The organism is Leucobacter exalbidus (assembly GCF_017834145.1).
Taxonomy (GTDB): domain Bacteria; phylum Actinomycetota; class Actinomycetes; order Actinomycetales; family Microbacteriaceae; genus Leucobacter; species Leucobacter exalbidus.
In genome coordinates this window covers 2,584,728-2,608,458 of the sequence record NZ_JAFIDA010000001.1, presented here as the reverse complement: position 1 = coordinate 2,608,458, position 23,731 = coordinate 2,584,728, and the positions used below count along the sequence as shown (strand labels likewise).

General features: G+C 64.7%; 16 protein-coding genes and 1 tRNA gene. 5 read left to right on the top strand and 12 right to left on the bottom strand.

Features of this window, described 5'->3' with window-relative positions; genetic code table 11:
* Window positions 1-18: 18 nt before the first annotated feature.
* The 7 genes from JOF28_RS11785 to JOF28_RS11755 form a co-directional block, all read right to left on the bottom strand.
* Window positions 19-717: an ATP-binding cassette domain-containing protein gene (locus tag JOF28_RS11785; protein ID WP_209705919.1), complete on the bottom strand. Its 699-nt coding sequence runs from the start codon at window positions 715-717 to the stop codon at window positions 19-21.
* 8 nt (window positions 718-725) lie between these two features.
* A complete protein-coding gene (locus JOF28_RS11780) occupies window positions 726-1,442 on the bottom strand; it encodes an ATP-binding cassette domain-containing protein (protein WP_209705918.1) in 717 nt (238 codons plus the stop codon).
* 444 nt (window positions 1,443-1,886) lie between these two features.
* Entirely contained in the window at window positions 1,887-3,653 is a 1,767-nt protein-coding gene (locus tag JOF28_RS11775; RefSeq protein WP_209705917.1) for an HNH endonuclease signature motif containing protein, read from the bottom strand.
* Between the two features lie 552 nt (window positions 3,654-4,205).
* Window positions 4,206-4,278: transfer RNA gene (locus JOF28_RS11770), tRNA-Arg, on the bottom strand.
* Window positions 4,279-4,453: 175 nt separating this feature from the next.
* Entirely contained in the window at window positions 4,454-5,176 is a 723-nt protein-coding gene (locus JOF28_RS11765) for an NlpC/P60 family protein (protein WP_342452165.1), read from the bottom strand.
* Window positions 5,177-5,749: 573 nt separating this feature from the next.
* Window positions 5,750-7,102 (bottom strand): NADP-specific glutamate dehydrogenase, encoded by a 1,353-nt coding sequence (gene gdhA, locus JOF28_RS11760; RefSeq protein WP_209705916.1) that lies wholly within the window; start codon window positions 7,100-7,102, stop codon window positions 5,750-5,752.
* 109 nt (window positions 7,103-7,211) lie between these two features.
* Window positions 7,212-7,904, bottom strand: a complete 693-nt coding sequence (locus JOF28_RS11755) for an iron-dependent transcriptional repressor DtxR (RefSeq protein WP_209705915.1) — start codon at window positions 7,902-7,904, stop codon at window positions 7,212-7,214.
* A 253-nt stretch (window positions 7,905-8,157) separates the two neighbouring features.
* Between JOF28_RS11755 and JOF28_RS14590 the strand changes: the two genes are divergently transcribed.
* Entirely contained in the window at window positions 8,158-10,917 is a 2,760-nt protein-coding gene (locus JOF28_RS14590) for a helix-turn-helix transcriptional regulator (RefSeq protein WP_245189958.1), read from the top strand.
* Window positions 10,918-10,927: 10 nt separating this feature from the next.
* Complete coding sequence (gene serC / locus JOF28_RS11745) at window positions 10,928-12,040, top strand: phosphoserine transaminase (protein WP_209705914.1); 1,113 nt, start codon at window positions 10,928-10,930, stop codon at window positions 12,038-12,040.
* Window positions 12,041-12,144: 104 nt separating this feature from the next.
* Here the strand turns inward: serC and JOF28_RS11740 are convergent, their stop codons facing one another.
* The 5 genes from JOF28_RS11740 to JOF28_RS11720 all read right to left on the bottom strand — a co-directional run bounded on the left by JOF28_RS11740 (window position 12,145) and on the right by JOF28_RS11720 (window position 19,279).
* The gene (locus JOF28_RS11740; RefSeq protein ID WP_209705913.1) at window positions 12,145-13,083 is read right to left on the bottom strand and encodes a class C sortase; all 939 of its coding nucleotides are present in this window, start codon (window positions 13,081-13,083) and stop codon (window positions 12,145-12,147) included.
* Between the two features lie 4 nt (window positions 13,084-13,087).
* Window positions 13,088-14,518, bottom strand: a complete 1,431-nt coding sequence (locus tag JOF28_RS11735; RefSeq protein ID WP_209705912.1) for a SpaH/EbpB family LPXTG-anchored major pilin — start codon at window positions 14,516-14,518, stop codon at window positions 13,088-13,090.
* Window positions 14,519-14,595: 77 nt separating this feature from the next.
* Window positions 14,596-17,790 (bottom strand): SpaA isopeptide-forming pilin-related protein, encoded by a 3,195-nt coding sequence (locus tag JOF28_RS14585; protein WP_209705911.1) that lies wholly within the window; start codon window positions 17,788-17,790, stop codon window positions 14,596-14,598.
* Window positions 17,791-18,114: 324 nt separating this feature from the next.
* Complete coding sequence (locus JOF28_RS11725; RefSeq protein ID WP_245189957.1) at window positions 18,115-18,897, bottom strand: DUF3027 domain-containing protein; 783 nt, start codon at window positions 18,895-18,897, stop codon at window positions 18,115-18,117.
* Window positions 18,890-19,279, bottom strand: coding sequence for a cold-shock protein (locus tag JOF28_RS11720; RefSeq protein WP_209705910.1), 390 nt, complete (start codon window positions 19,277-19,279; stop codon window positions 18,890-18,892). The genes JOF28_RS11725 and JOF28_RS11720 overlap by 8 nt, the downstream gene beginning before the upstream one ends.
* Window positions 19,280-19,414: 135 nt before the next feature.
* On the opposite strand from JOF28_RS11720, the gene JOF28_RS11715 reads away from it, so the two are divergent.
* The 3 genes from JOF28_RS11715 to JOF28_RS11700 are packed head-to-tail and all read left to right on the top strand — an operon-like array spanning window position 19,415 to window position 23,669.
* Window positions 19,415-19,762: a hypothetical protein gene (locus JOF28_RS11715; RefSeq protein ID WP_245189956.1), complete on the top strand. Its 348-nt coding sequence runs from the start codon at window positions 19,415-19,417 to the stop codon at window positions 19,760-19,762.
* A 5-nt stretch (window positions 19,763-19,767) separates the two neighbouring features.
* A complete protein-coding gene (locus tag JOF28_RS14840; protein ID WP_209705909.1) occupies window positions 19,768-21,831 on the top strand; it encodes a helicase-associated domain-containing protein in 2,064 nt (687 codons plus the stop codon).
* Between the two features lie 11 nt (window positions 21,832-21,842).
* A complete protein-coding gene (locus tag JOF28_RS11700) occupies window positions 21,843-23,669 on the top strand; it encodes a DNA repair helicase XPB (RefSeq protein WP_245189955.1) in 1,827 nt (608 codons plus the stop codon).
* Window positions 23,670-23,731 lie beyond the last annotated feature (62 nt).

Sequence of the window (23,731 nt, the reverse complement as noted above, 5' to 3'; positions counted from 1 at the left end):
TGTCCTTTCGCGGACGGGTCAGTGAGTCGGTGCAGAAATGGTGATCGTGCGGTGGCAGCGGCCCGCCAACGCAAGGTCGTGGGTGACGAGCAGCAGCGCGATATGCGCGTCGGCGGCGACCTCGAGCAGCGCGGCCGAAACAGCCTGGGCGGTGGCTGGGTCGAGCGCGCTGGTGGGCTCGTCGGCCACCAATACCGCCGGATCAACGGCCAGCGCCCGTGCGATGGCCGCCCGTTGGGCCTGCCCGCCCGATATCTCGGCGGGCCTGCGGTCAAGCAGATCGGCGTCAAGCTGGGCAAGATCGGCCGCGCGCCTAATGCGGGGTTCGGCGTTGGTGTCCCGAGTGAGCTGCCGCACGGCGCGGGCAATGTTCTGGCGAATGCTCCAGCGCGGTACGAACGCGGTGGCCGGGTCTTGGGGCACACCCTGCACGAGGTGACGGAGGGCACGCTGCGGGGAGCGGGAGGCGCTGTTCCAGGCTTCGCCCAGCACCTCAACCTGGCCGTTTGAGGGCGCGCGAAGCCCCAGCACAATATCGGCGAGGGTTGATTTGCCGGCGCCCGAGCGGCCGATCACCGCCACAGTTTCGCCGCGGTGCACCTCGAGAGTCGTGGGGGCAAGCGCGACGCGGGCGAGCGACCCCGTGCGGTGTGAAGCGGTAACCCCTGCGAGGCTCAGCGCCACAGGTCGGGCCCGTCCTGCGGGGGTCTGCCCCATTGCCCCGTTCACAGGGCGAGCGCCGGGGTGTGGGTGACGGGCAGTTCGGTGAGAGCACCGTCGCGCACAACGATGTGCCGGGTCGCGAGTGCACGCACGACGACTGCGTCGTGCGTGGTCACGATGAGGGTGCGGTCGCCCGCGAACGCATCGGCGAGCAGCTGCACCACCCCCTCGCGCGTCTCGTTGTCGAGGGCGCTCGTGGGTTCGTCGGCGAGCACCAATGGGGCATCGCTGAGCATCGCGAGGGCCACGGCCGCGCGCTGTGCCTGCCCACCCGAAAGCTCCGCGGGGCGGCGGCCGGCGAAGGCGGGGTCACCCAGTCCCACGCTTTCGAGCGCGGCCGCGACCGCCTGCGCTGAAGTGCGCGTAACGGCCCGCAGCTGCCGCCCGAGCTTGGTGAGCGGATGCAGGGCTTCTGATCCCCGCTGGGGCACGAAGCCGATGCGCGTCACCACGCTACGACGCTCGCCTGCAAGCCTAAGCCCTGCGGGCAGTCGACCGGTGAGCACACTGAGCAGCAGTGATTTGCCGCTCCCAGAGGTGCCCGTCACGACGATCCGGTCACCGGCGCAGACGTCGAGCGCGTCGATTGACAGCAGGGTGCGCCCGTCTGCTGTCTGCACACAGATCTCACGCAGGGAAACCACTGCGCGCTGCGGTGTTTCTTCGAGCGCCGGGGCTCGGTGTTCGGCTGTCGCCGCATTGCGTAACCAATTAACCATAATGAGAATCATTATCATTCAAAGAATGGACGCATGGCAAACGACGCGCGGTGCGCAGACGATCGGATCACGAGCATCACCCAGCCCACACTCGACTAGTGCAGCCTGAAACCCAAGCAGGAACAAGCGCAAGAGCAGCTGCTTTGAGACAAGACAAGCACTGACATCAGCGTCAGCGTCAGTGATTCCGTCCAAGCCAGCACCGACCCCAACGTCAGCACCGATATCCAGGCCAACCCCAACCCCAACCCCAACCCCAACAGCAGTGGCGCACGCCAGCGCCGACATAAGTCGAGAGGTCACACCGTCAGCAGCGGGTTCAGGTCAAGAGCCTTCACTTGCAGGTGCTCAGCAGCAATTGCCGCAGGCCTCAGCGAACCCGTCATTGCATCCGCTACAGCTTGCGCTTTTCCTTAGGCTCCCACCCCGCCAATCCACCTACCCCTAGAAGGGTTCGTCATCGCACCAATCTGATGGGGAATCGGTGCGGTCGTTCTCGGTAGAGCGATTCTTGATGGAGTCGCCCTGGGTGGAGCGATTCTCAGTGGAGTCACTCTCGGTAGAGTCACTCGCCGCCCGCTTTGCCGAGGTGCGTGGCACGAAAGGCTTGTCCCAGCCCGGCCCCCACACCGATTCCGCTGAGACCCGCTCTGCCCGGGGCCGCTCAGTCACGCCTGTTGTTTCAGTTGCTTCTGTTGAGAGTGGTTGCTCTGCTCCAGGTGGTTGATCAGGGGGCGACCCGTCCGGGGTTTCGGGCCCATCCGTCCCCTCACCCGGGGGATCTGGTCTGAATCTCACCGCGCTCTCGGGTATGTCTTCATATTTCCGCCCGGTGGGACTCGTCCACGTATACACACCATTCTTGTCTTGGATCACTTCCCAGGGAGTGGCGTGTTTGAGGGTGTGGTGTCGGCGACAGATGTGGCCCAAATTGTCACTGCTCGTTGCCCCGCCCAGGGCCGCGTCAATGGTGTGGTCGATGTCGCATTTTCGTAGCGGCATGCGACACCCAAAGAATCTGCAGTGCTGGTCTCTCGCCCCCAGAAACCTTCGTAGCTCTGCCGAGGGCCGGTAGGTATCCACGGTGATGATGGTGCCCGTTTCGGCATCCACCTTCACTTGTTCCCAGCTGCTGGTCGCGCAGGCCAGGTCTTTCGCGGTATCAGTATCGATGGGGCCGTAACCGGCAAGCGAAGCCGGGTGGCCCCTGCCGCTTCCCGCCGTATCTTCGGTCCCGGTCGCGGTTCCGGTTCCTGTGGTAGTTCCGGTGGTGGTTCCCGTGAGTCGGGTGATCGGCACGATCACCTGCACCCGCGCCGTGATACCACCCATCGGGGTACCCGTCGTCATCGTCTTCATAGGATCACTCGTCAACAACATGTCACACAACAGATCAGCACGCACCTGATCCGTCGTGCGGGTATCCACGATCTCGGGAGATCTGGTTTCGCCAGAGTCGCTCGCACCGTCTTCGGATGCCGCGGCTTCTCCCCCAGCACCGCCCTTACCTGCTTTATCGCCGAAGGTTTCGGTATTACGGTTCGCGATGATGTGGTGGGAAAGCTGATCAACCTTGTCCTTGATGCCATGCGCGAGGGCTGCGGGGAGATGGGCGATCAGATCAGCCATCCCGTCTTCCCGGTCAATCACCATCACGTTGCGGCCCGCACACGCACGCTCGTGACGTTCATCGATGGTCACTTCGGCACACCGCTCGGCAAGTTCCTTCACGAGCGGGCGCACCCGCCCCACCGTCTCCGCCTCCGCCAACTGCAATGCTTCCCGCTCATACTTCTCGCGCCGCTTCGCGTCGGTAATAATGACGCCCGCATCCACGATCGCGCGCACGTGCCCTTCAGATACCCGGCCCGCGGCCAACGCCCGATATGTTCCCGGGTAGTCAGTGATGAGGTCAGTCGCGCGTTCCATTTTCGCGGCCACCGTACGATCCGATTCGTGTACCGCGGCCCCGATATCGGTGTGGACCATGCGGTAAGCCATCGCTTGGCTCTTCGCGAGCGAACGACCCGACTGCACCCCGTGGGGAATGCACTGCGCGATCCCCTCCGCAATCGTTGACCCCGCCTGCAGGAGAAGTGCTTCGGCTGCTTGCAGGGAACTGATTTGCGCACGCACTGCCTGGATTCCTGACACGACGTTATCGAGTGCAGCGAGCAACTCCGTCGGTGGTTCCAGCAGTGAGAACTTCATGTAAACATTGTCTCAGGGACCCCCGACATTCAACTTCGATGGGGCGTTCTGCCGCGAGAATCCGCGGAAATACGTGCGGTAATGCGCTGAGGCCCCCAGACAGCTCAGCAACTAAACGCCCAAAGGTCCAAACAGCCGCCCAGACTGGCTGCTGATGCACATTTGAAGGGTGCACCCTAGCGAACATGTCCCACGTTGAGGGCTCAAAGCAGAGCCACCCCATCAGTCATGGCCCGTGTGGCCAAGAAGTTCGTTGACGACTGACCGCCCACAAAACTAACAAACCTTCTAGCCACGCTTCAACCGCAATGATAAGAAAGTACGCGCACCGGCTACCCGAAGCCAACACCGAGGCCACCACAGCATCCAAAGATCTCTGCGCGGCACCGCGAAAGCACATAGCTCTTCCCGCAAGCGTCGTCGACGCCCAACGGTGTTTGCAGGGCTTCTGCCCCACGTTTGCCCCACGCTGACACCTTCATTAAAAAGCGAAAGCTTCAGCCGAGAGCCCGATTTAGGCCATGACCTGGTATTTCATGATTCTTTAATTTGTGCCCTGGGCGGGAATCGAACCCGCGACACCTTCTTTAGGAGAGAAGTGCTCTATCCACTGAGCTACCAAGGCGTAGGTGAAATTACCTTTCAACCCCTGCGAGTATAGCGCAGGTCAGCGAGCACTTATCGCGCTCAACACGCCTGCCCACAGACGCAGAAAACGAACGGGCGAGGCCTGAGCCCCGCCCGTTCGTCTATACGAAGTTAGTTGTGAGTCTGCACGACTCGGGTATTAGCTTGGGCTATTAGCCGAAGCGAACGACGCCGTCAGGCGAACCGTCGAGGAACGCGCTTGCAACGACGGTCTGGTTTCCACCGTAGCCACCGTGAACTGCCTGACCGTTACCGATGTACACGGCTACGTGGCGGCCCGACCAGATGAGCACGTCACCGGGTGCGTAGTCGCCGCCCGCAACGCTGACGCCACCGAGGCCGGTGTATTCACCGATCTGGGTGCCAAGGTCGCCGGCAGGAATACCGATGGCCCGCAGTGAACGCTCGACGAGCGCGGTGCAGTCCTGCATCTCGCCCAGCTGCGCGAGCGCAGCCGACACGATACCCTGGGCGCCAGCGCCAGCGGGCACGTCAACGCCGGTAGGGGCGCCTGCCGGAGCAGCCGCAGCTGCGCCAGCCGGAGCAGCGGCCGCAGCCTTAGCTGCTTCCTCTGCAACCTTGGCAGCTGCTTCTGCAGCCTTCTTCTCTTCTGCTTCAGCCTTCTCGGCTGCGACGATCTCTGAATCGACTGCGCCCTCGGGTGCAGCGAGGGCGAGCGGTGCCGCGTCGACGTCTGAGGTCTCGAGTGACTGAGCAGCGGCGAAGCCATCAGGGATGCCCTGAACTTCGGGTGCCACTGCGTAAGCCGGGAGGCTGAACGTGCCGACCAGGCCAACGCTCAGTACGGCCGCGCCGGCCATCTGGGCGAAGCGCTTCGAGGTGGATACTGAGCGCTTCGGGGTGTGTGCAGACACCACGAGGTCCGTGCTGGGAGTAAAACTCACGAGAATAACTGCCTAACTTCGTTTGCGTACGTTCTCTTACTAAAGGGTGCGAACCGCTAGAGTTCGCGACCGTTCAAGGGTAACTGAAGATAACGGGAATGTCACGCTGAGACCGAAATCCCTCAGCTAGAGGTTGAATGTTGGCTGTTTTACGCCAATTTTCGGCCCTCACCATTTTCAGGGTTGTCTCGATATCGAGAGACTTACGCGCTATCTAAGTAACTGACATGCCTGCCCCGGATCGCCCCAGCACACCCGCCCCAGCCCATGTGCGAAACCACAAGCGCAGCCGCAACCGCAGCCACAACCGCGAACTCAACACTGAACGCCTTCTCCGCAGCATTCCCCGCCAGCCGATTTCCCCCTTCTTATAGGCGAAAACCCTGCAGCCCTGTTTTCCCACAAATCGCCAATCTTGGGAAAATAGCCGCAACTGTTCCCCAAAACAGGCAAAAAGAACTGCTCCCCGCAGCTGGACTGAAAAGTTCAGTGACCAACCAAGAGGAGCAGTTCTTTCAGGCGCGCGGCGCCAAAGTCGACGGGCTAGATCAGGCCCTGTTCAAGCATGGCCTGCGAGACCCGCACAAAGGCGGCCGAGTTCGCACCCAGAATGTAGTCGCCGGGGCGGCCGTAGCGTGCCGAAGCCGCGTAGGTTGCCTCGTGCACGTCGCGCATGATCTTGTGCAGACGGTTCTCGCTGGTGTCGCGATCCCAGCGCGACCGGGCTGCGTTCTGGCTCATCTCGAGCGCTGAGGTGGCGACGCCACCGGCGTTCGCGGCCTTACCCGGCCCAAACAGCACGCCGGCCTGCTGAAACAGTTCGGCCGCCGCGGGGGTCGTGGGCATGTTCGCGCCCTCGGTGACGGCACGCACACCGTTAGCGATCATGGTGCGGGCGTCAGACTCGTGCAGCTCGTTCTGCGTGGCGCAGGGGAACGCAAGCGCACCCGGCACATCCCACACCGATCCACCCGAGACGAAGTGCGCACCGGGGCGACGCTCTGCGTACTCAGAGATGCGAGCGCGATCGACACCCTTGACCTGCTTCAGCAGCTCAAGATCGATGCCGGCCTCGTCAACGACGTAGCCGCTCGAGTCAGAAGCGGTGATGGCCTTGCCACCGAGCTGCTGAATCTTTTCGATGGCGTAGGTTGCCACGTTGCCCGAGCCCGACACGATGGCGCGGCGGCCCTCGATGGCCTCGCCCACGCGCAGCAGCATTTCTTCTGCGAAGAATACTGCGCCGTAGCCGGTGGCCTCGGTACGCACTTCGGCACCGCCCCAACCAACACCCTTGCCGGTGAGCACGCCCGATTCGTAGCGCTGCGTGCTGCGGCGGTACTGACCGAACAGGTAACCGATTTCGCGGCCGCCCACGCCGATGTCGCCGGCGGGAATATCGGTGTCTTCACCGATGTGGTGCACGAGCTCCATCATGAAGCTCTGGCAGAACCGCATCACTTCGCCGTCGCTCTTGCCGGTCGGGTCGAAGTCTGACCCGCCCTTGCCGCCGCCGATGCGCTGCGAGGTGAGCGCGTTCTTGAAGATCTGCTCGAAGCCCAAGAACTTAATGATCGACAGGTTCACGCTGGGGTGAAACCGCAGCCCACCCTTGTACGGGCCGAGCGCCGAGTTGAACTGCACGCGGAACCCGCGGTTGACCCGCACCTGGTTCTGGTCGTCAACCCACGGCACACGGAAAATCAGCTGGCGTTCGGGCTCAACGAGACGGTCGAGAATGCCGCCGCTAATGAATTCGGGGTGTTCGGCCAGCACAGGAGGCAGTGACTCCAGTACCTCATGCACTGACTGCAAGAATTCAGGCTCACCTGTGCTGCGAGCCTGAACCGCATCAGTGACCGCGCGAATGTGCGCTTCAGGGGTAGGAAGGGACAACTTGGACTCCTCGGTCTATCAACTCCGTTACGGGAGGACAGCCCTCAATTGGGCTAATTCCTCACACTGGTCTGCCCGCGTGCGAGAAAGCCGCAAACGAGCGGTGTCTCTATAGTGAGACGAAAATATGAGCGGCGATCTCCATGGGGAGATCGATCGCATCACTCATTCCATCTACCTCGACGCGCACGATGTCGCCGCGCCTAGTAAAGGAAGCTTGTTTGCCGGGTACGACCCCAGCAGCTGCCAGGTCCTGCAGCAGCTCCGGATCAACCTGCGCCGGTTCGGCCAGGCGCTTGATGCGCGCGGTGGCGGTGCGATCGGCTTCGATCAACAGCTCAACGAGGCCCACGACGCCGGTCTGGAAAGATCCGGCGCGAATCTCGCCGAGCTCTTCGAGCCCGGGGATCGGGTTGCCATAGGGAGATTCGGTGGGGTGATCGAGAATCTCGAGCAACTTACGCTCGACGCGCTCGCTCATCACGTGCTCCCAGCGGCATGCCTCTTCGTGCACGTAGGGCCATTCGAGGCCAATGACGTCAGAGAGCAGGCGCTCTGCGAGGCGGTGCTTACGCATCACGCGCACCGACTTGCTGCGGCCGTCAACAGTGAGTTCGAGGCGGCGATCATCGGTAACGACGACGAGGCCGTCGCGTTCCATGCGTGCCACCGTCTGCGAAACCGTGGGGCCCGAGTGACCGAGCCGTTCAGAGATACGTGCGCGCAGAGGCACGATCCCCTCTTCTTCGAGCTCAAGAATTGTGCGGAGGTACATTTCCGTCGTATCAATAAGATCCGCCATCGCTACCCTCCTCATTCACCTATATACGGTTTCCACCATACGGCATAGTGCCTGTGCATGCCGACATCTTGGCCCCGCGTCGCTCCCCGTGGGGCCTCAAATATTGAGCCCCACACCGCTTCTGGGACGGTGTCCAAAAATGAATGCAGACCGGGTCTAACAAACGCATGTTTTCTACAAAGCTTTACAATAGATAGTCAAAAGCAGAAAATGGGTGTATCGCCTGTGTGGGGCGATAGCATGGGGACCTCTTTTGAATATTGAACTGCAACGGCTCGGTGTCACCGGGTCGTCACCTGTCACGCCACAATTCCCTGCCGCCCGGCCGCCCGCGCGCAGGCTCGCGCAGGTGCTGGAGGCCACGCGAGAGGTCGGTTCGCTGACCCTGCTGCTCGGTGAGCGCGGCAATGGTCGCCTCTTTCTCGCGACCTCAGCGGCACGCATTCTCGCCGCCGAAGAGCCCCAGGGCGACTCGCGTTCAGGGGTGAACTCCGTCGCGGTTGCGGCCTCCCCCGTCACCGTCTTGCCCACTCCGCCCACAGGCGCAAGCGGCGTGAACTCGGTGTTCGGCAATGACTTTTCGATCGCCGCGACGCCGCAGGAGCGCGCGAACCACATTCTGACCTCGCTCGCCTCAGATGCGCTGCGCCCCGCTATGACGCTCATCGCCCCCGACGTCGACGCGTATTCCCCCGGTGACCTGCAGCTTCTCAGACTCATCATCAGTCACCCCCACGCCCCCCGCACAATTGCGATCGCCACGGGGCTGAGCAATGAGGTGGAGTCGCTGATGCGCGGGCTGGGGCACACCAAGCTCTCGGTCGCTCCGCTCGATCTCCAAGACGCAGACGAATATTTGTCGACCCTGTTGGGCGTGCAGCGCATTGACCACGACACCCTGGCCCGTTGGCACGAGCTCGCCCGCGGCACCAGCTACGGCCTCGCAGCGCTCGGTCTCAACGCGGCAAGCTCTGGCCGGCTGCAGCGCAACGGCGGGGTCGCCTGGGTCGCGCGCGGTGACGACTCGGTATCTGGCGAGTTCGCCGAGATTCACACGTCGGGGTGCACCGATGACGAGCGCCGCATGCTCGAGGTGATTGCGCTCGCCGAGCCCGTCACCGAGTCGAGCCTGTTGCGCAGCTTCGATGCAACGGTGTTGGCGCGCCTATTCAGCCTCGGGTTTCTGTCGTGGCGGCAACACCCCGACCGACAAGCACTCGTCATCACTCACGCGCTGCTCGCCGAGTCCATTCGGGCCTCGCTCGCCCCGACACGGCGCTTTGAAATCTACGACACCGTGTTCGACTTGCTCGATGCTGATCGCCACGGCCTCGACCCCGTGCACATTCCCGAGCGCCTCATCAGGCTCGTGACCGTCGGGCTGCTCGCCGACCGTGATCTTCCTGCCGCCTGGCTGTGGAACGCCTTCGATCTCGGCGTGCGCCGCACCAACCCGCACGAAGCGCTGCGGCTCGCCGTGCGGGTGGGCGCTCACCCCGATCTGCGGCCCCAGCAGCGGGCCGTCGCGCTACTCGAAGCCGCTCGCCTCGCCAGCCTCATCGGTGATTACGACACTGAGCAGCTCTCGGGGCACGCCATCGTGCGGCTGCTCAATGACACGGCCCAGATCGACAGCATCGAACCCGTCGTGCACGCGGCAATGCTTGTGGCCACCATCAGGTTGCTGGTGGTGCCGCCCGTTGACACCGCGGCCGCCATCGCCGAGCTGCAGGCCATCGAATCTCGCTTCACCGATGCGACCCCGCACGCCCGAGAGGTGCTACGAGCCTCGCGCGTGTACGCCCACGCGGGCGCGGGCGAGCTTCGCCTCGCCAGCGAACTCGATGACGATACCCCGGTATCAGGCGATCTCGCGCTCGAGTGGATTCGCTCGTCAGCCCGCGGCAGCATGGCCCTCATCCTCGCGCAGCGCGGCAAGACCGAGCAGGCCGCCAGCATGTCGAAGCGCATGCACGCGCTCACCCAGCTCGGCCCCCTCGCACGCCGCGATTTCGTCGACTTCCACGCCTTCGGGTGGGTGGTGAGTTGCTGTATGGGCGGCCGCTCAGACGGCGCCACCGAGGTATGGGAGGGGCTCGCATTCGGGCCGCTCACGTTCGCATCTTCAGAGTCGCACCACGCCGGCCTACTCAACGCCGCACAGGTGATCGTCTCGATCCAAAACGGCCGCTGGAGTGACGTGGCTCAGCAGACCCACCAGCTGCTCCAAGAGCTGCAGCTCGCCGACAGCTTTGGGCTGCGCCCGTTCGTCTCGGCCGCCCGCGGCTATGCGCTCGCGGTGCTGGGGCAGCGCGAAGAATCTCTCGCCAATCTGCACCTCGCCACCATCCCCGTGTGGGGCGTCAGTCAAATGCTCACTGGCCTGTGCCGCGGCTACCAGCTGCGCGCCCACTCATGGCTGGGCGAGGGCGACGTCGGCCCGATGGCTGACGAGCTCGCCGCGTGGGCCGCTGACGAGCAGCTCGAGTACATCGAACTGATGGCGCTGCACATCGCCTGCTACCGCCGCCGCACCCTCCCCGCAGAGCAACTTCAGCGCGCCCGCACACTGGCCGCTGGGCTCGAATCAGCGCAGGCCGCGGGTGTCATGGCGCACATCGAACGGCTCTGCCAGGCCGACCCCGCATCGGCCACCCCGATCGATGACTCCCTCGAGGTGCGACTGTTGGCCGAGCTGGGCGTGTGGGTGCCGTTGCCGCCTGCTCCTGGCCTCACCCCGCGTGAGCGTGAGGTGGCGCTGTTTGCCGCGCTCGGGCGAACCTCAAGATTCATCGCCGAGCGGCTGGGCATCTCAGCCCGCACCGTGGAAACGCACCTGGCGCACATCTTTGCGAAGGTGGGCGTACAGAGCCGCGAGGAGCTCTGCGTGTGGTTCGAGCGCCACCCGGCCGACCTTACCGCGGCCGTGAATGGCACCGTCGCGGGCCGCCGCCGCGGGTCCAAAAAATTAGCTTCGCCAGATGCGGCACCCAAGCCCCTCAAGCGTCGATAGAATCATGCGTATGGCCGACATTACGATCCCCGCCCAGCTCCTGCCCGCCGATGGCCGTTTTGGCTGTGGCCCCTCGAAGGTTCGCAGCGCTCAGCTCGACTTCTTGGCGTCACTGCAGCCCGGCACCATCGGCACCTCGCACCGCCAGGCCCCCGTCAAGAACCTCGTCGCGAGTGTGCAGAACGGCCTTGCCGATCTGTTCCGCGCCCCCGAGGGTTACGAAATTCTGCTCGCCAACGGTGGCGCGACGACCTTCTGGGACTCGGCCGTGCACTCGCTGATCGAGCGCCGCAGCCAGCACCTCACCTTCGGTGAGTTTGGCGCCAAGTTCGCAACGGCGGCAAAGGCTGCCCCGTTCCTCGAGGCCCCCGATGTGCGCGAGGCCCCCGCGGGCTCACGCTCTGAGACCGTCGTCACCGAAGGCGTCGACGTGTACGCGTATCCCCACAACGAAACGTCGACCGGCGTGATGACGCAGATCAAGCGCGTTGACGCCGACGCGCTCACCGTGATCGACGCCACGAGCGGCGCGGGCGGCATCGACTTCGATGCGGCCGAGACCGACGTCTACTACTTCTCACCGCAGAAGAACTTCGCATCTGATGGCGGCCTGTGGTTCGCTCTCGTCTCGCCCGCAGCGCTCGAGCGCATCGAGCGCGTCACGTCCTCGGGCCGCTACATTCCTGAGACGCTCAACCTGCAGGGCGCGGTCGAGAACTCACGCAAGAACCAGACGCTCAACACCCCGGCACTGGCAACGCTCGCGCTGATGGACGAGCAGGTGCGCTGGATCAACGAGCAGGGTGGCCTCTCATGGGCTGCTGCGCGCACGGCTGAGTCCTCTCAGGCGCTGTACGACTGGGCCGAAGCGACCCCGGTCGCCACTCCCTTTGTTTCGAACCCGGATCACCGCTCGCAGGTCGTCGTCACCATTGATTTCGACGAGTCGGTCGACGCGGCGGCAATCGCCAAGGTGCTGCGCGCCAACGGCATCCTCGACACCGAGCCGTACCGCAAGCTGGGCCGCAACCAGCTGCGCGTCGCAACGTTCACCGCGATTGAGCCCGCTGATGTGCGCGCGCTGACCGCGTGCATCGATTACGTGCTCGAGCGCCTGGTCTAGCCAGCAGCGCTGCACTGCGGTGCGGGCTAACGCACAAACATAAAGCTGCCGGGCCCAACATGTAGGGGGAACCACATGTTGGACCCGGCAGTTTTTTGCGAAGCTTAGCTTCGCGATTCCACGGGGGCTGCAGCAAGCGCGTGAACACTCCCGCTCCCCCGGGTCTTTGCCCGTGGTAGTCGACCGGCCAGCCAAATATAGGCGCCGGCGCCTAAGACAGCTGCGCCCAGGCCCACGGCCCACCACGGAAATCCAGGAATATTCGGCACTTCACCCGCCCGATCAAGATCGGCCTGCGGGGTGGGGGTCACCCGCTCCCCCGTCACCAAAATGCGGTGTGAGTTAATGCCAATCGGGGTGCACGTCACGAGCGTGACGAGGTCGTCGCCATAGACGGGATACAGCGACTCGGTGTCTTCGGGTTTCACGACCTGCGTGTCAAACACCCGGTAGGTAATGACCTCACCAAACACCTCGATGGTGAAGGTGTCGCCCTGTTTCACCCGGTCAAGCTGAGTGAACATTTGGGCGTCTGCGAGACCGCGGTGCGCGGTGAGCACGGAGTGCTGCGATGCCCCGCCCACTGGTAGTGAGGTGCCCTGCAGGTGCCCCACCCCCTTGGCAAGGGTCTCGTCTGAGGTGCCATGATAGATCGGCAGATCGGCCGCGATCGCGGGGATGCGCAATCGGCCCATCGTGCCTGCCGCGTCGCCGCGCAGCAGCGCTTCGTAGTCGCCGTCGTCTTGTGCGGCCGAGTCACCCTCGGCGCTCGTGGGCACGTTACTGTGTGCCCCGACGAGCGCGCCGCCCACGAGTGATTCGTTGTAGGCGCGTGCCCGGTCGAGTTCGGTGGTGAGGTCGGTATTCGAATCGGCACGCATCGTGCTGTTCACCGACTGCACCACCTGTGACTGGTTCAGCTGTGCGAACCATGAGGCGATGCTCGGGTACATGAACAGCAGCAGCCCGGCGATGGCGATGCCCGTCGTCAACGTGACGAAGCGCGGCCACCTCCAACGCTGCTGCTGTTCATGTGTCGGCATGGTGTTACTTGGCTGCCCGTGACTTGCGGCGAGCGCCTACCAGTGTTGCGCCGCCTGCGATCAGTACGAGGGCGATGCCACCGGCCATAGCGATGGTCGAGCCGTTCGAGCCGGTGAGGGGCAGCTGGGGGCCGACCTGCTGCGTGTTGATGACGCGCTGACCAACGGCGATGCCGGTGGCGTTTGAGGTAACCTCAACGCAGGTCCACGGATCGTTGGGAAGCACGTAGCCGGCGGGAGCCGCGGTTTCCTTCAGGCAGTAGGTTTCGGTCTTGTCAGCGTCGTTACCGACCCACACGGCGTCAAAGTTGATGACACCCGATGCGTCGGTGGTCTGCTCGGCGAGAACAATCTCGGTCTTGTCTGCGTTCCAGAGTTCAAACTTCGCACCCTGCAGGGTGGCGCCTGACTGGTTCTCCTTGACGAGCTGTACCTTGCCCCAGTTCGTCTGTGCCGGGCCAATCTCCTTCTCGACACCGTTGGTGTTACGCAGAGCGTAGTTCACGATCTCGCCTGCGCCGGTGACCTCGGTGGTGAGGGTGACGACGTAGGTCTGGCCGGTCTGCACGTTGGCGAGGTTGGGGGTGACGGTCACGAGCGGGCCGTCTGCCGCGGGCAGCGTGGCCGGGGTGGCGACGTAGTCGGTGCCCTCGGTGAGCGTGGTTCCGTCAAGGCTTACCGAGACTCCCGTGAGGGTCAGCAGCGGGTCAAGATCATCGGTGATGCTGAAGTTGGTGTAGACGTTGCCCTCGGCGGGGCGGGGTACCGGCACCGTGATGGTCCAGGTGACGACGTCGCCCTGCTTGATGGCGCCTTCGCTCGAAACTTCCTTCGTCGGGTTATCGGCGAGCAGGTTCTTGGGGTAGACGTGCACGTCGTAGTTCCATGACGAGGTCTCGGCGTTGGGGTACGGCACCGATACCAAGAACGGCTCAACCGCGCCAACGATCGGGTTTGCACCCGCGCCGGTCTCGGTGACCAGGTACAGGCCGTATGCGAGGTCAGACAGCTTCACGGTGCCGTCGGCGCCGGTCGTTACTGACTGTGCGTCTGCGGCGGGCAGGCTGTAGGGCGCAGTTGCCGCGTTGGCGGGTGTTGCTCCCTCGGCCTGGTCCCAGCCTGCTGCGGTCGACAGGTCAATCGCGGCACCGTCAAACGCGACGCGCTCAACGCTGAACGTCACGCCCTCAAGCCCCACGCCCAAACCAGCGATGGTCGAGGCGTCGGCGAGCTCCTGCCCATTCCCTACATCACCGGGGGTGCCGGTGTGCTTGTGGATGGTGAGTGATCCGGAGCTGCCCTCAATATTGCCGGGCAGTGGCTCCGCTGCGTGAGCTGCGCTCCCGCCAGCGAACACCCCCAGGGTGGCAAGCGCCGCGGCACCAAAGATCGCGAGTGCCCGCCGGGCCATCCCGCCGCCTTTGTGTTGAGTCATGATGTCTTCCTCTTCCTTTGTGTGCGCGAGCTGCGCACCAGATGCAAAACGATGTGTGTAGGTCATGCGTGCGGCAGTCATACGGCCTCGGCACGTGCGCGTCGCCGTACCGTGTACAGTGCGCCTGCGATGAGGGCGAGCAGCGCGACTGCGGCACCGCCCAGCGTGATCATTTCGCGACTCACTCCGCCGGTGAGGGGCAAGGCCACCCCAGCCTGCTGATCGTTCGTCACGTCACCGATCGCGATGACCGAGCCGGCCGTATCACCCGACACCGTGAAGGTGAACGATGCGCCGCCCACGTACCCCGGAGGGGCCTTGGTTTCGGTCACTTCGTATTCGCCCCAGGCCAGACCGGTCAGGGAGAATGCGCCGGCTGCGGGGTCTTGGTCGCCGCCCGCGGGGCACGGTGCTTCGTCGCAGTCGGTCAGCGTCGAGATCGCGGTGGAGCCGTCGATCTTCCACTCTGATCCGGCGAGCAGATCGCCACCGATTGCCGCGGTCTTGCTCCAGGTCACAGCTCCCGGCAGATCACTGTTCGTGATCGTGCAGGTCACCTGACCGCCGGCCGGCAACGTCACCGTGCCACCCGTGGTCGTGAGCGTCTGTGCCGGATCAGATCCCGCATCCACGCACGCCCAGGCGCTCGGGTCGTAGCCTGCGGGGCCGTCGGCCTCTGACAGGGCGTACTCGCCGAGGGGTACCTGCACGGCGGTCACAGCGTCTTCACCCGTGGCACCCGTGAGGGTTTTGGTGTCGCCCGCGGCCGTCAGCTGCCAGTCACCGGGGGTGCCGGTGCCGCCGTACTGATTGTTGACCTCCTTCACCAGCGTGAGCGTCGCATTGCGCTTCACGTTGGTGTAGGTGCACTGCACGTCGTCACCGGCGACCACGCCCGAGACGGTGGCGCTAAGCCCCACGTCGAGCGGCAGGGGGGTGCCGTTGACCGTGCACGCCAGGTCGGTGAGCTCCCAGCCGGCGTCAGCCCGCTGGGTTTCGGTGAGCGTCACCGCAGCTTCGGCGTTGACGCCGGGCAGGGCGACCCGCCATGAAGCCTGACCGGCCTCATTGGTCTCTTGCGCTGCCGCGGGGCTCAGTGTGGCCCCCTCGGCTGCGGCGGTGAACGTCCACCCGGCTGCGGGAGCCGGGGTGGCCGAGTTCTCGCCGGCCAGCTTCGTCACGGTGACATCAGCCGAGCAACCCAGGTGCGCACCGAAGTTCTTCAGCACTGTCTGCAGCGCCTGCCAGTCAGTGTTGATGAAATCAAACTGGTCAAGCGTCTCACCGCTGGTGAACGGGACGGGGCCCGAGACCGCAGCGAGGTTCGAGTCCGACAGTCCGTCGCCAATGCCCACGGTGATGACGCGGGCGCCGGCCTCCTTAATTGCGTTGGCCGAGAACACTGCGCGCTCGAGTTCAGCGAACGTGGTCAGGCTTCCCGAGCCGTCAGGCGAGGTGCCCGAGAAGGTCGGGTTGCCGTCGGTGAGTACGAACACAATGTCGTAACTGGCAGCTTCTTGCGAGGCCTCCCACATACCCGCATCCCAGTTCGTGCCCTGATCACGCACAGTGTGATCACGGTACTGCTGGATGGTGTCGTTGATCACCGCGCGCTGCGCAGCGTCATCGACCTGCAGCGGAATGGTCTGGTTCGTGGTGCCCGCACGAGGTGAGGCATTACCGAACGAGATCAGCGCCACCGATGAGCCAGAACCTTCAAGCGCGTCCACAAACCCGAGGGCCGCGTCGCGCAGCGTGTCAGCTGCCCCTGCTTGGGCTACCGATCCCGAGAGGTCCATCACCAGGGCGACGTTAATGCCCACGGCGCAATCGAGCTCGAGGTTCGGGTTCAGTAGGCGGTTGGCGTAGCGCTGGCTTGAGGCTGCCCAGCCGCCACCGGTGTTGCGACCCGAAGCCTCGGGCAGTGTGATCGTGCCCGTCGTGGTCGACGTGATCACGGGGGTCGCGTAGCGGTAGCTACGCTCGGTGTATGCACCGAGCGTGCCGGTGGCAAGCGAGCCGAGCGGAGCTGAATAGTGCAGTGCGGCGGGGCTACCCGGCACCGGATCAATTTCGCCGACCCACAGCTTGCCCGTTTGCGTGACCGCGCCGAAGCGGCAGCCATCTGCGGGCACCGTGATGGTGCAGGTATCAACTGCGTCGGTCGAGGTTTCGCTCGTGTAGAGCGCGAACTGTGCACCCTCGGTGTAGGTCGAGGCCACGTTGATGCCGCCCGAGTCGAGGCTCGTGCGCAGGTCGCCCTTCATCATGACGATCGAGGGGCAGGTGCTCGGCGGATCAAACGGTGCGGGGGCCACCCAGCTTACGAGGTTCATCGAGGATCCGGTCCAACCGCGCAGGTACGCGAGTGACCCGAACTCGGGCGGGCAACCAGCCTGGCCGAGCACGCTGCCGGGCAGCATGAAGTCGAGTGTGACCGTGTTATCGCCATACGACACCGCGTTGGGGATCGTCGCGCAGTTACTACCCGTCCAGCTCGAGGGGTAATCCGACTGCGATGAGTAGGTACAAATCGTGGCAGAAGTGCCTCGGCTGTCCACCTTGATGGCGGTGCCGCCCTCGCTACGGTCGGGGCGAGGCACCTGCGACGAGGCTTCGAGGCCTGAGGGGCCCCACGTTTCGCCGGCCACCGTGTATTCGATGGTCCAGCCGAAGTTGCCGGTGCTGCCGGGGCGGGTCCAGCTCGCTGAATACTCCCACTTCGACCCAACGGGGGTCGCCGAGCTCACGAAGTTACCAAACTCGACCTGGCCCGGGGGCGGGCCGCCAGTCACCCAGCCGCCGGCGCCGCCGGGATCTGAATTATCCTTTTCACGGTTGTAGGTGCCCGACGCGAGTGACCCGGCCGGGCCCGCGAGCGCAACCGCGTCAGACGCGAGCTTGGGGGCAGCCGTCTTTTTAGACGCTGGCGCAGCTGCGGGCTCCTCGGTGGCGTCTGCGCCCTCGGTGGTCTCGTCAACGACATCGGCGCCCTCTACGGAGCTTTCACCCGTCGCGGGTTCGTCGGTGGCGCCAGTCTCAGTGCCCGGCTCGCCGTTTGCGTCTGCGGGAGGCGTGCCCTCCGCAGACGTTTGGCCTTCTTCATCAGGGAGCGCGGGCGCGACGCCCGCTGCCTCCTCGTCGACGGGCGCTACGGGAGCAACCGGCGTCTCGGTCGTCAGCGGGGCCTCAGACGTACCGGTGCCCGTCGACTGATCGGTATCAATCGCAAGCGCCGGCACAGTGCCCATCAGGGCGAGCGCAGCGCTCACGCCCGCGACCGTAACCGCGCGAGCAAACCCTCGAGGTTTCCGCTGCATCTGCCTTGCGTGTTTAGGGACGCGCAATTCGCGTCTGCGCGCGGAAAAACCTGGGTGCCTCATCGCGGCCTCGTCTCACCTTGACGAGGGAAGGCCACCATCGATGATGTGTCTGAACCTCTATGTCAGAGTTCCCCCGTTACAGACATAAACCTAATATTTAGGACGGTGTCCAAACATCGGGAACAATTACGTATTTGTGCCCAATAAGCAACATTTATGGCACAAAAAAGCCCGAGGCCAGTCGAATTGGACTGATCTCGGGCTGATTTTGAGTTAGCGCCTGCGCGACCTCGAGTGTGACCTCGGCTGCGATCGTGACCTGTTGCGGGGCTGATACTCGACCGCGGGGGCCGCGTCTTCGTCCTCATCGTCAGAGTCTTCGTCGTCAGAGTCTTCGTCGTCTGACTCGTCGTCGAAGTCATCATCGTCGTCAGACTCGTCATCATCAGATTCATCGCCGTCGTCGTCAGACTCGTCATCGTCGTCTGAGTCATCGTCATCGTCATCGTCATCGTCATCGTCTGAGTCATCATCGTCTGAGTCGAGATCGATTTCATCGTCGAAGTCGCTGAAGTCGTTGTCGAGCAGGTTGTCTTCGGCATCGTCTTCATCGCTGAGCTCTGCGGCGGCAGCACGAGCCGCTGCCGTCTCATCTGTGTCGTCTTCATCGTCATCGCTGCCGTCGGTGGCGTGCTGCGACTGAGTTTCACGGAACTGCGCCAGGCGCTCAGACCAGGGCACCCAATCGGGGGCGACCACTGAGCCTTCACCGGCCAGCATCTCAACCTCGAGCACGTTCACGGGAGCATCGGCGTCAACCTTGGCGACCGTGGCGGCCCAGCGCCAGCCGGGGTACCCGGCCATGCGGCAGTCAAAAAACAGTGTAACGACGCGTTCCTCGTGCACTTCGTAACCAGCTTCAGCGCCGATCGAGTGCACCTCGGTGATTTCCTCGAGCGCGTGGCGCGCTTGAGCGCGAGCTGCGAGCAGCTCTTGATCCGGCACTATCACTTCAGCGGTCACGTCTTGCCCGTCTCTCATATCGTGATCAAGCATCAAAATCATCAGCCACGTGCCGCAGCATCGTGGCTACCTTGCGGCCCTGAGCACGCTCGGGGTACTGCCCATTCTTGAGGTGCCCGCCGAGGCCGTCAAGCAGCTTCACCAGATCTTCAACAATGATCGCCATGTCATCGGCCGACTTGCGGTTGCGCGTGCGCGCACGAGTCGCGGCCCGGGGCGTATCAAGCACCCGCACCGACAGTGCCTGCGGGCCCTTGCGGCCGTCAGCGACACTGTATTCAAGCCGTGTGCCCTGCTGCACATCTGCGCCTTCGGGTATGACTGACGCGTGAAGGTACACCTGAGCGCCATCGTCGCCCTGAATAAATCCGAAGCCACGCTCTTCGTCGTAGAACCGAACCTTGCCGTTTGGCATGCCCCTGCCCTTTCCCGCGGGGCTCGCCCGCGCATGCTGACCTACGGGCCCTGCCCGAGTATCCACGCAAGTCTACTGCCCGCCCCTCCACTCCCGCGGCGCACGCTGGCACGCGAGAGGGATAAAATAGCGAAGATGTCCACCTCAGAATCCAGCGCCCCCACGCTCCTCGAGCGAATACTGGCCTATGCGTCGCTCAGTATCATTGCGGCCGCGTTGCTCTCATTCTTCGCCACCCTCATCATCGGACTAAATGACCGAGAGGCCATGGCCAGCGGCCTGTGGTCGTTTGTCTACGGCCTGTCGATCTACGCACTGCCCATTGGGTTCGTGCTGCTGGTCGTACTACTCATCCTGACGCAGGCGCGTCGCAAGCGCGAGGCTGCGCAAGATCAAGCGCTCGCGGCGGGCTCAAAGGCCCGCAACACCAGCTCAGCGTCAGGCACGAACCGCGGCAAGGCTGGCCGCAAATCTCTCGGGTAACGCAGGTGACCGGCACACTGGCGCTCGCCTCGTCAATCGCGACACTCGATCGTGATTCTCTTGCGCGCCTCGTGCACACGCGCAAACCTCAGGCAGCCAATGGCGTTGCCGACCCGATCGGGCTCGCATCTGAGCTGCTGCGCCCCGATTCCATCACCCGAGCTTTGGCTCCGCTCGACCGCGCGATGTTGCGCGTGCTCGCGGCGCACAGCTGGGAGTCTTCGCCGCAGATCGCCGACCGGCTCATCAAGCTGGGGCTGGTGGGCGCTGGCGCCGCCGTCGAGCCCTCAGCGGCGGCGAGCGCGCCGGCCGCTGATCCGGTGCCGTTTGTTGCCCTGCCCGAAGTGGATGCCGCGCTGCGCACCGCGCTTGTGGCCATCAATGTCGACTGGGATGCGTTTCTGGCGGAGCCCGCGGGCGATGCTGACGCGGCGGGCACACACGCCGCTGCGCAGTCAGACACCGCGGAAAGCGCGGCCACCGAGGCACTCGAGGCCGAGCACCGCGCCGGTGCCTGGTTTACCCCCGCGCTCACCTCGGTGAGCGAAGCTGCTGAGTGCCTGCGTGCGCTGCAGCGCGGCGGGTTGCGCCTCAATCGCAGCGGTTCTGTGGGCGTGGCTGCGGCGCGCGATCTCGCCGAGCGCGCCTCGATTACCTCGGCCTCGGTGTCGCACGCGCTGCGCCAGCTCGACCGCTCGGGCCTCACGGTCACCGCGGGTCAGCAGTTGGTAGCGTCGGCTGACGCTGCGGCGTGGCTCACCCTGGCGCACCAGCACCGCTGGCTCGTGCTGGCCGGCGCGTTCTTGCAGACGCTACCCGGCCCGCTGCGCGACACCCTCATCACCGAGCAGGGCGAGCTGGCTTCGCACCTGGGGCGCGCAGGCGAAGAGCTCAGCGAGCGCTTCCCGCTGCTGCCCGAGAATGATGTCGATGCGGCACGGCAGTTCGTGAATGATGCCGAGCACCTCGGCTGCACCGCGATGGGGCTGTTTACCCCCATCGCGCACCGCCTGCTCTCGGGTGTTGAGGTGACACCCGAGGAGGTCGCGGCGATGCTGCCCGCGGCCGCGGTCAACGTGTATCTGCAGCCTGATCTCACGGTGCTCGCCCCGGGCCCGCTCGATCCGCAGTCGGAGGCATTGCTTGCTGAGCTCACGCTCCCCGAGCAGATTGGGCCGGCCTCGATGCGCCGCATCACCGAGGCTTCGTTGGCAGCAGCATTCGAGCGCGGGCTCACCCCCGCCGAGGCCAGGGAGACCTTTGAACGCTTGTCGTTCACCGGGGTGCCCCAGCCCCTCGACTACCTACTGACGAGCGTGGCCGAGCGCATCGGTCGCATCGTGGTGCAAGAGCACTACGGCGCTGAGGGGCGCAGCCGCATTCGCGTCGCGCTGCCGGCGCTTGCCGAGACGGTGCTCGTTGACCGTCAGCTGCAGCACCTGCAGCTCACCCGGGCGAGCGCTTCGCTGCCCGGCGACGTCACCGTGCTGTTTTCCCGGCTGCGGCCCGACCACGTGGTCACGGCGTTCAGTGAGGCGCGCTACCACGCGTCGCTCGCGGGCGACCCGGCTGCGCGCGGTCTCAACTCGCGCGGCACGGGGGCCGCGTCGACATCTGCCGTAACCGAGCCCACGACGTATACCGGGGCCGATGCGGCGACTGAACTGCCCGCCGAGTCACCCGATGCGCCCGCTGTGGCTTCGGGCGGCGAGGAGCAGGCTCAGCCCGATTCGGCGGCGCCCGACACCGCGGCGATCGCGGTCTCGGCGCCCGCAACCGCAGCGACCACCGACGAGGCTCCCGCGCCTCACCCCTACGAAGCCCTGATTGAACGTGTGTTTGTGGCGGCCCGCACCGAACCCGAGGCGGCCGCGTTCACGCGCCGGCTCGAGCTCGCGATCCGCGATAAAACTCCCGTGAACGTCACCGCCGAGTCTCGCGGGCAGCGCCGCACCTTCAAGCTGCTGCCCGTCGCGCTCACCGATGGGCGGCTGCGGGCGACCGACGGCCCGGCCGGAGTTGAGCGCACATTCCCCGTATCGATGATTGTGTCAGTGGACCCAGCGTAAACTAGGTCGTTATGACTCTCGGCCCCCTCATCGTGCAAAGCGACCACACTGTCCTTCTGGAGGTTGCGCACCCCGATGCAGAAGACGCGAGGCACGCCCTCGCGGTGTTTGCCGAGCTCGAACGCGCTCCCGAACACATCCACACCTACCGCGTCACGCGGCTCGGGCTGTGGAACGCGCGCGCCGCTGGGCACTCCGCTGAAGAGATTATTGGCACGCTGAACCAGTACGCCAAGTTTCCGGTGCCCAGTGGTGTCGCGCTCGAAATCAGCGACACCATGCGGCGCTACGGGCGCCTCACGATCGAACGCTTCGATGCGATCGATCTCTCGGCGGCCGACCCGGTCACTGCCGCCGAGGGGCAGGGTGCTGGGGCGATTGCAGGATCCGGATCAGCCCCCGCCGACCCCGCAGCGGCCGCGCCCGCCGTCGCCGTCCTCGGTGACACCCCGATCGTGAACCCCGCGGTCGTGAATGACCCGATCGTGAATGCCGAGGATGCCCCCGAGGCTCCGCTGCTCGTGCTTCGGTGCGACGACGCCGCTATTTTGCGCGAGGTCACCAGCGCGAAGAAGATTGCGCCGCTGCTGGGCAACCGCATCGACGATCGCACTTACCCGATTGAGCCGTGGGCGCGCGGCGAGCTGAAGCAGCAGCTCGTCGCGCGCGGTTGGCCCGCCGAGGATCTCGCGGGCTACACCCCCGGCGAGCCCTACCCGATCGAGCTGGCGCAAGACGGCTGGCTGTTGCGCGACTACCAGGCGAAGGCCGTTGAGGCGTTTCAGCGCGGCGGCTCAGGCGTCGTTGTGCTGCCCTGTGGCGCGGGCAAGACCATCGTGGGGGCCGCGTCGATGGCGGCCGTAGGCGCGAAAACGCTCATTCTCGTGACTAATGCGGTCTCGGCCCGCCAGTGGCGCGACGAGCTCATTCGCCGCACTAACCTCACCGAAGACGAGATTGGTGAGTACTCGGGCCAGGTGAAAGAGGTGAAGCCGGTCACCATCGCGACCTACCAAATCCTCACCAGCAAGCGAAAGGGTGAGTACGCGCACCTGTCGCTGCTGTCGGCGCAAGACTGGGGCGTGATCGTCTATGACGAGGTGCACCTGCTGCCCGCGCCCGTCTTCAAGCTCACGGCCGAGCTGCAGGCCCGCCGCCGCCTCGGCCTCACCGCGACGCTCGTGCGCGAAGACGGCCGCGAGGGCGACGTCTTCAGCCTCATCGGACCCAAGCGGTATGACGCCGCATGGAAAGACATCGAAGCACAGGGGTTCATTGCGCCCGCAGCCTGCTTCGAGGTGCGCATCGACCTGCCCGAAAACGAGCGCATGGACTACGCCATTGCCGAGGATCAGGATCGCTACCGCATCGCCTCCTCCACCACCGCGAAGCAAGAGCTGGCGCAGCGCATCATCGATAAGCACCCCGGTGAGAGCGTGCTCGTGATTGGCCAGTACATCACCCAGCTCGAATCGATGGCGCAGGCCCTCGGCAGCGAACTCATCACCGGGCAGACCCCCGTCGACGAGCGCGAGCGCCTCTTCCAGGCGTTTCGTGCGGGCGACATCACGACGCTCGTGGTGTCGAAGGTCGCGAACTTCTCGGTCGATTTGCCCGACGCTTCGGTGGCCGTGCAGATCTCGGGCTCGTACGGTTCACGCCAGGAAGAGGCGCAGCGTTTGGGCCGACTGCTGCGCCCCAAGTCAAACGGTGCGACGGCGTCGTTCTACACGCTCATTGCCCGCGACACCGTCGACCAAGACTTCGCGCAGAACCGTCAGCGCTTCTTGGCCGAGCAGGGGTACGCGTACACGATCTTGAACGCCGACGAGGTGTAGTTCAGCGCCACTCCACAAGAGCCCGGCGCACACTCCCAGCTGGTTCATAGTGAATCATCAGA

Excerpts from the sequence above, each read along its gene's own strand:
- JOF28_RS11785 (WP_209705919.1), bottom strand. The coding sequence starts at position 717 with ATGGGGCAGACCCCCGCAGGACGGGCCCGACCTGTGGCGCTGAGCCTC.
- JOF28_RS11780 (WP_209705918.1), bottom strand. The coding sequence starts at position 1,442 with ATGGTTAATTGGTTACGCAATGCGGCGACAGCCGAACACCGAGCCCCG.
- JOF28_RS11775 (WP_209705917.1), bottom strand. The coding sequence starts at position 3,653 with ATGAAGTTCTCACTGCTGGAACCACCGACGGAGTTGCTCGCTGCACTC.
- JOF28_RS11755 (WP_209705915.1), bottom strand. The coding sequence starts at position 7,904 with ATGGCGGATCTTATTGATACGACGGAAATGTACCTCCGCACAATTCTT.
- serC (WP_209705914.1), top strand. The coding sequence starts at position 10,928 with ATGGCCGACATTACGATCCCCGCCCAGCTCCTGCCCGCCGATGGCCGT.
- JOF28_RS11740 (WP_209705913.1), bottom strand. The coding sequence starts at position 13,083 with ATGCCGACACATGAACAGCAGCAGCGTTGGAGGTGGCCGCGCTTCGTC.
- JOF28_RS11735 (WP_209705912.1), bottom strand. The coding sequence starts at position 14,518 with ATGACTCAACACAAAGGCGGCGGGATGGCCCGGCGGGCACTCGCGATC.
- JOF28_RS11725 (WP_245189957.1), bottom strand. The coding sequence starts at position 18,897 with ATGCTTGATCACGATATGAGAGACGGGCAAGACGTGACCGCTGAAGTG.
- JOF28_RS11720 (WP_209705910.1), bottom strand. The coding sequence starts at position 19,279 with ATGCCAAACGGCAAGGTTCGGTTCTACGACGAAGAGCGTGGCTTCGGA.
- JOF28_RS11715 (WP_245189956.1), top strand. The coding sequence starts at position 19,415 with ATGTCCACCTCAGAATCCAGCGCCCCCACGCTCCTCGAGCGAATACTG.
- JOF28_RS11700 (WP_245189955.1), top strand. The coding sequence starts at position 21,843 with ATGACTCTCGGCCCCCTCATCGTGCAAAGCGACCACACTGTCCTTCTG.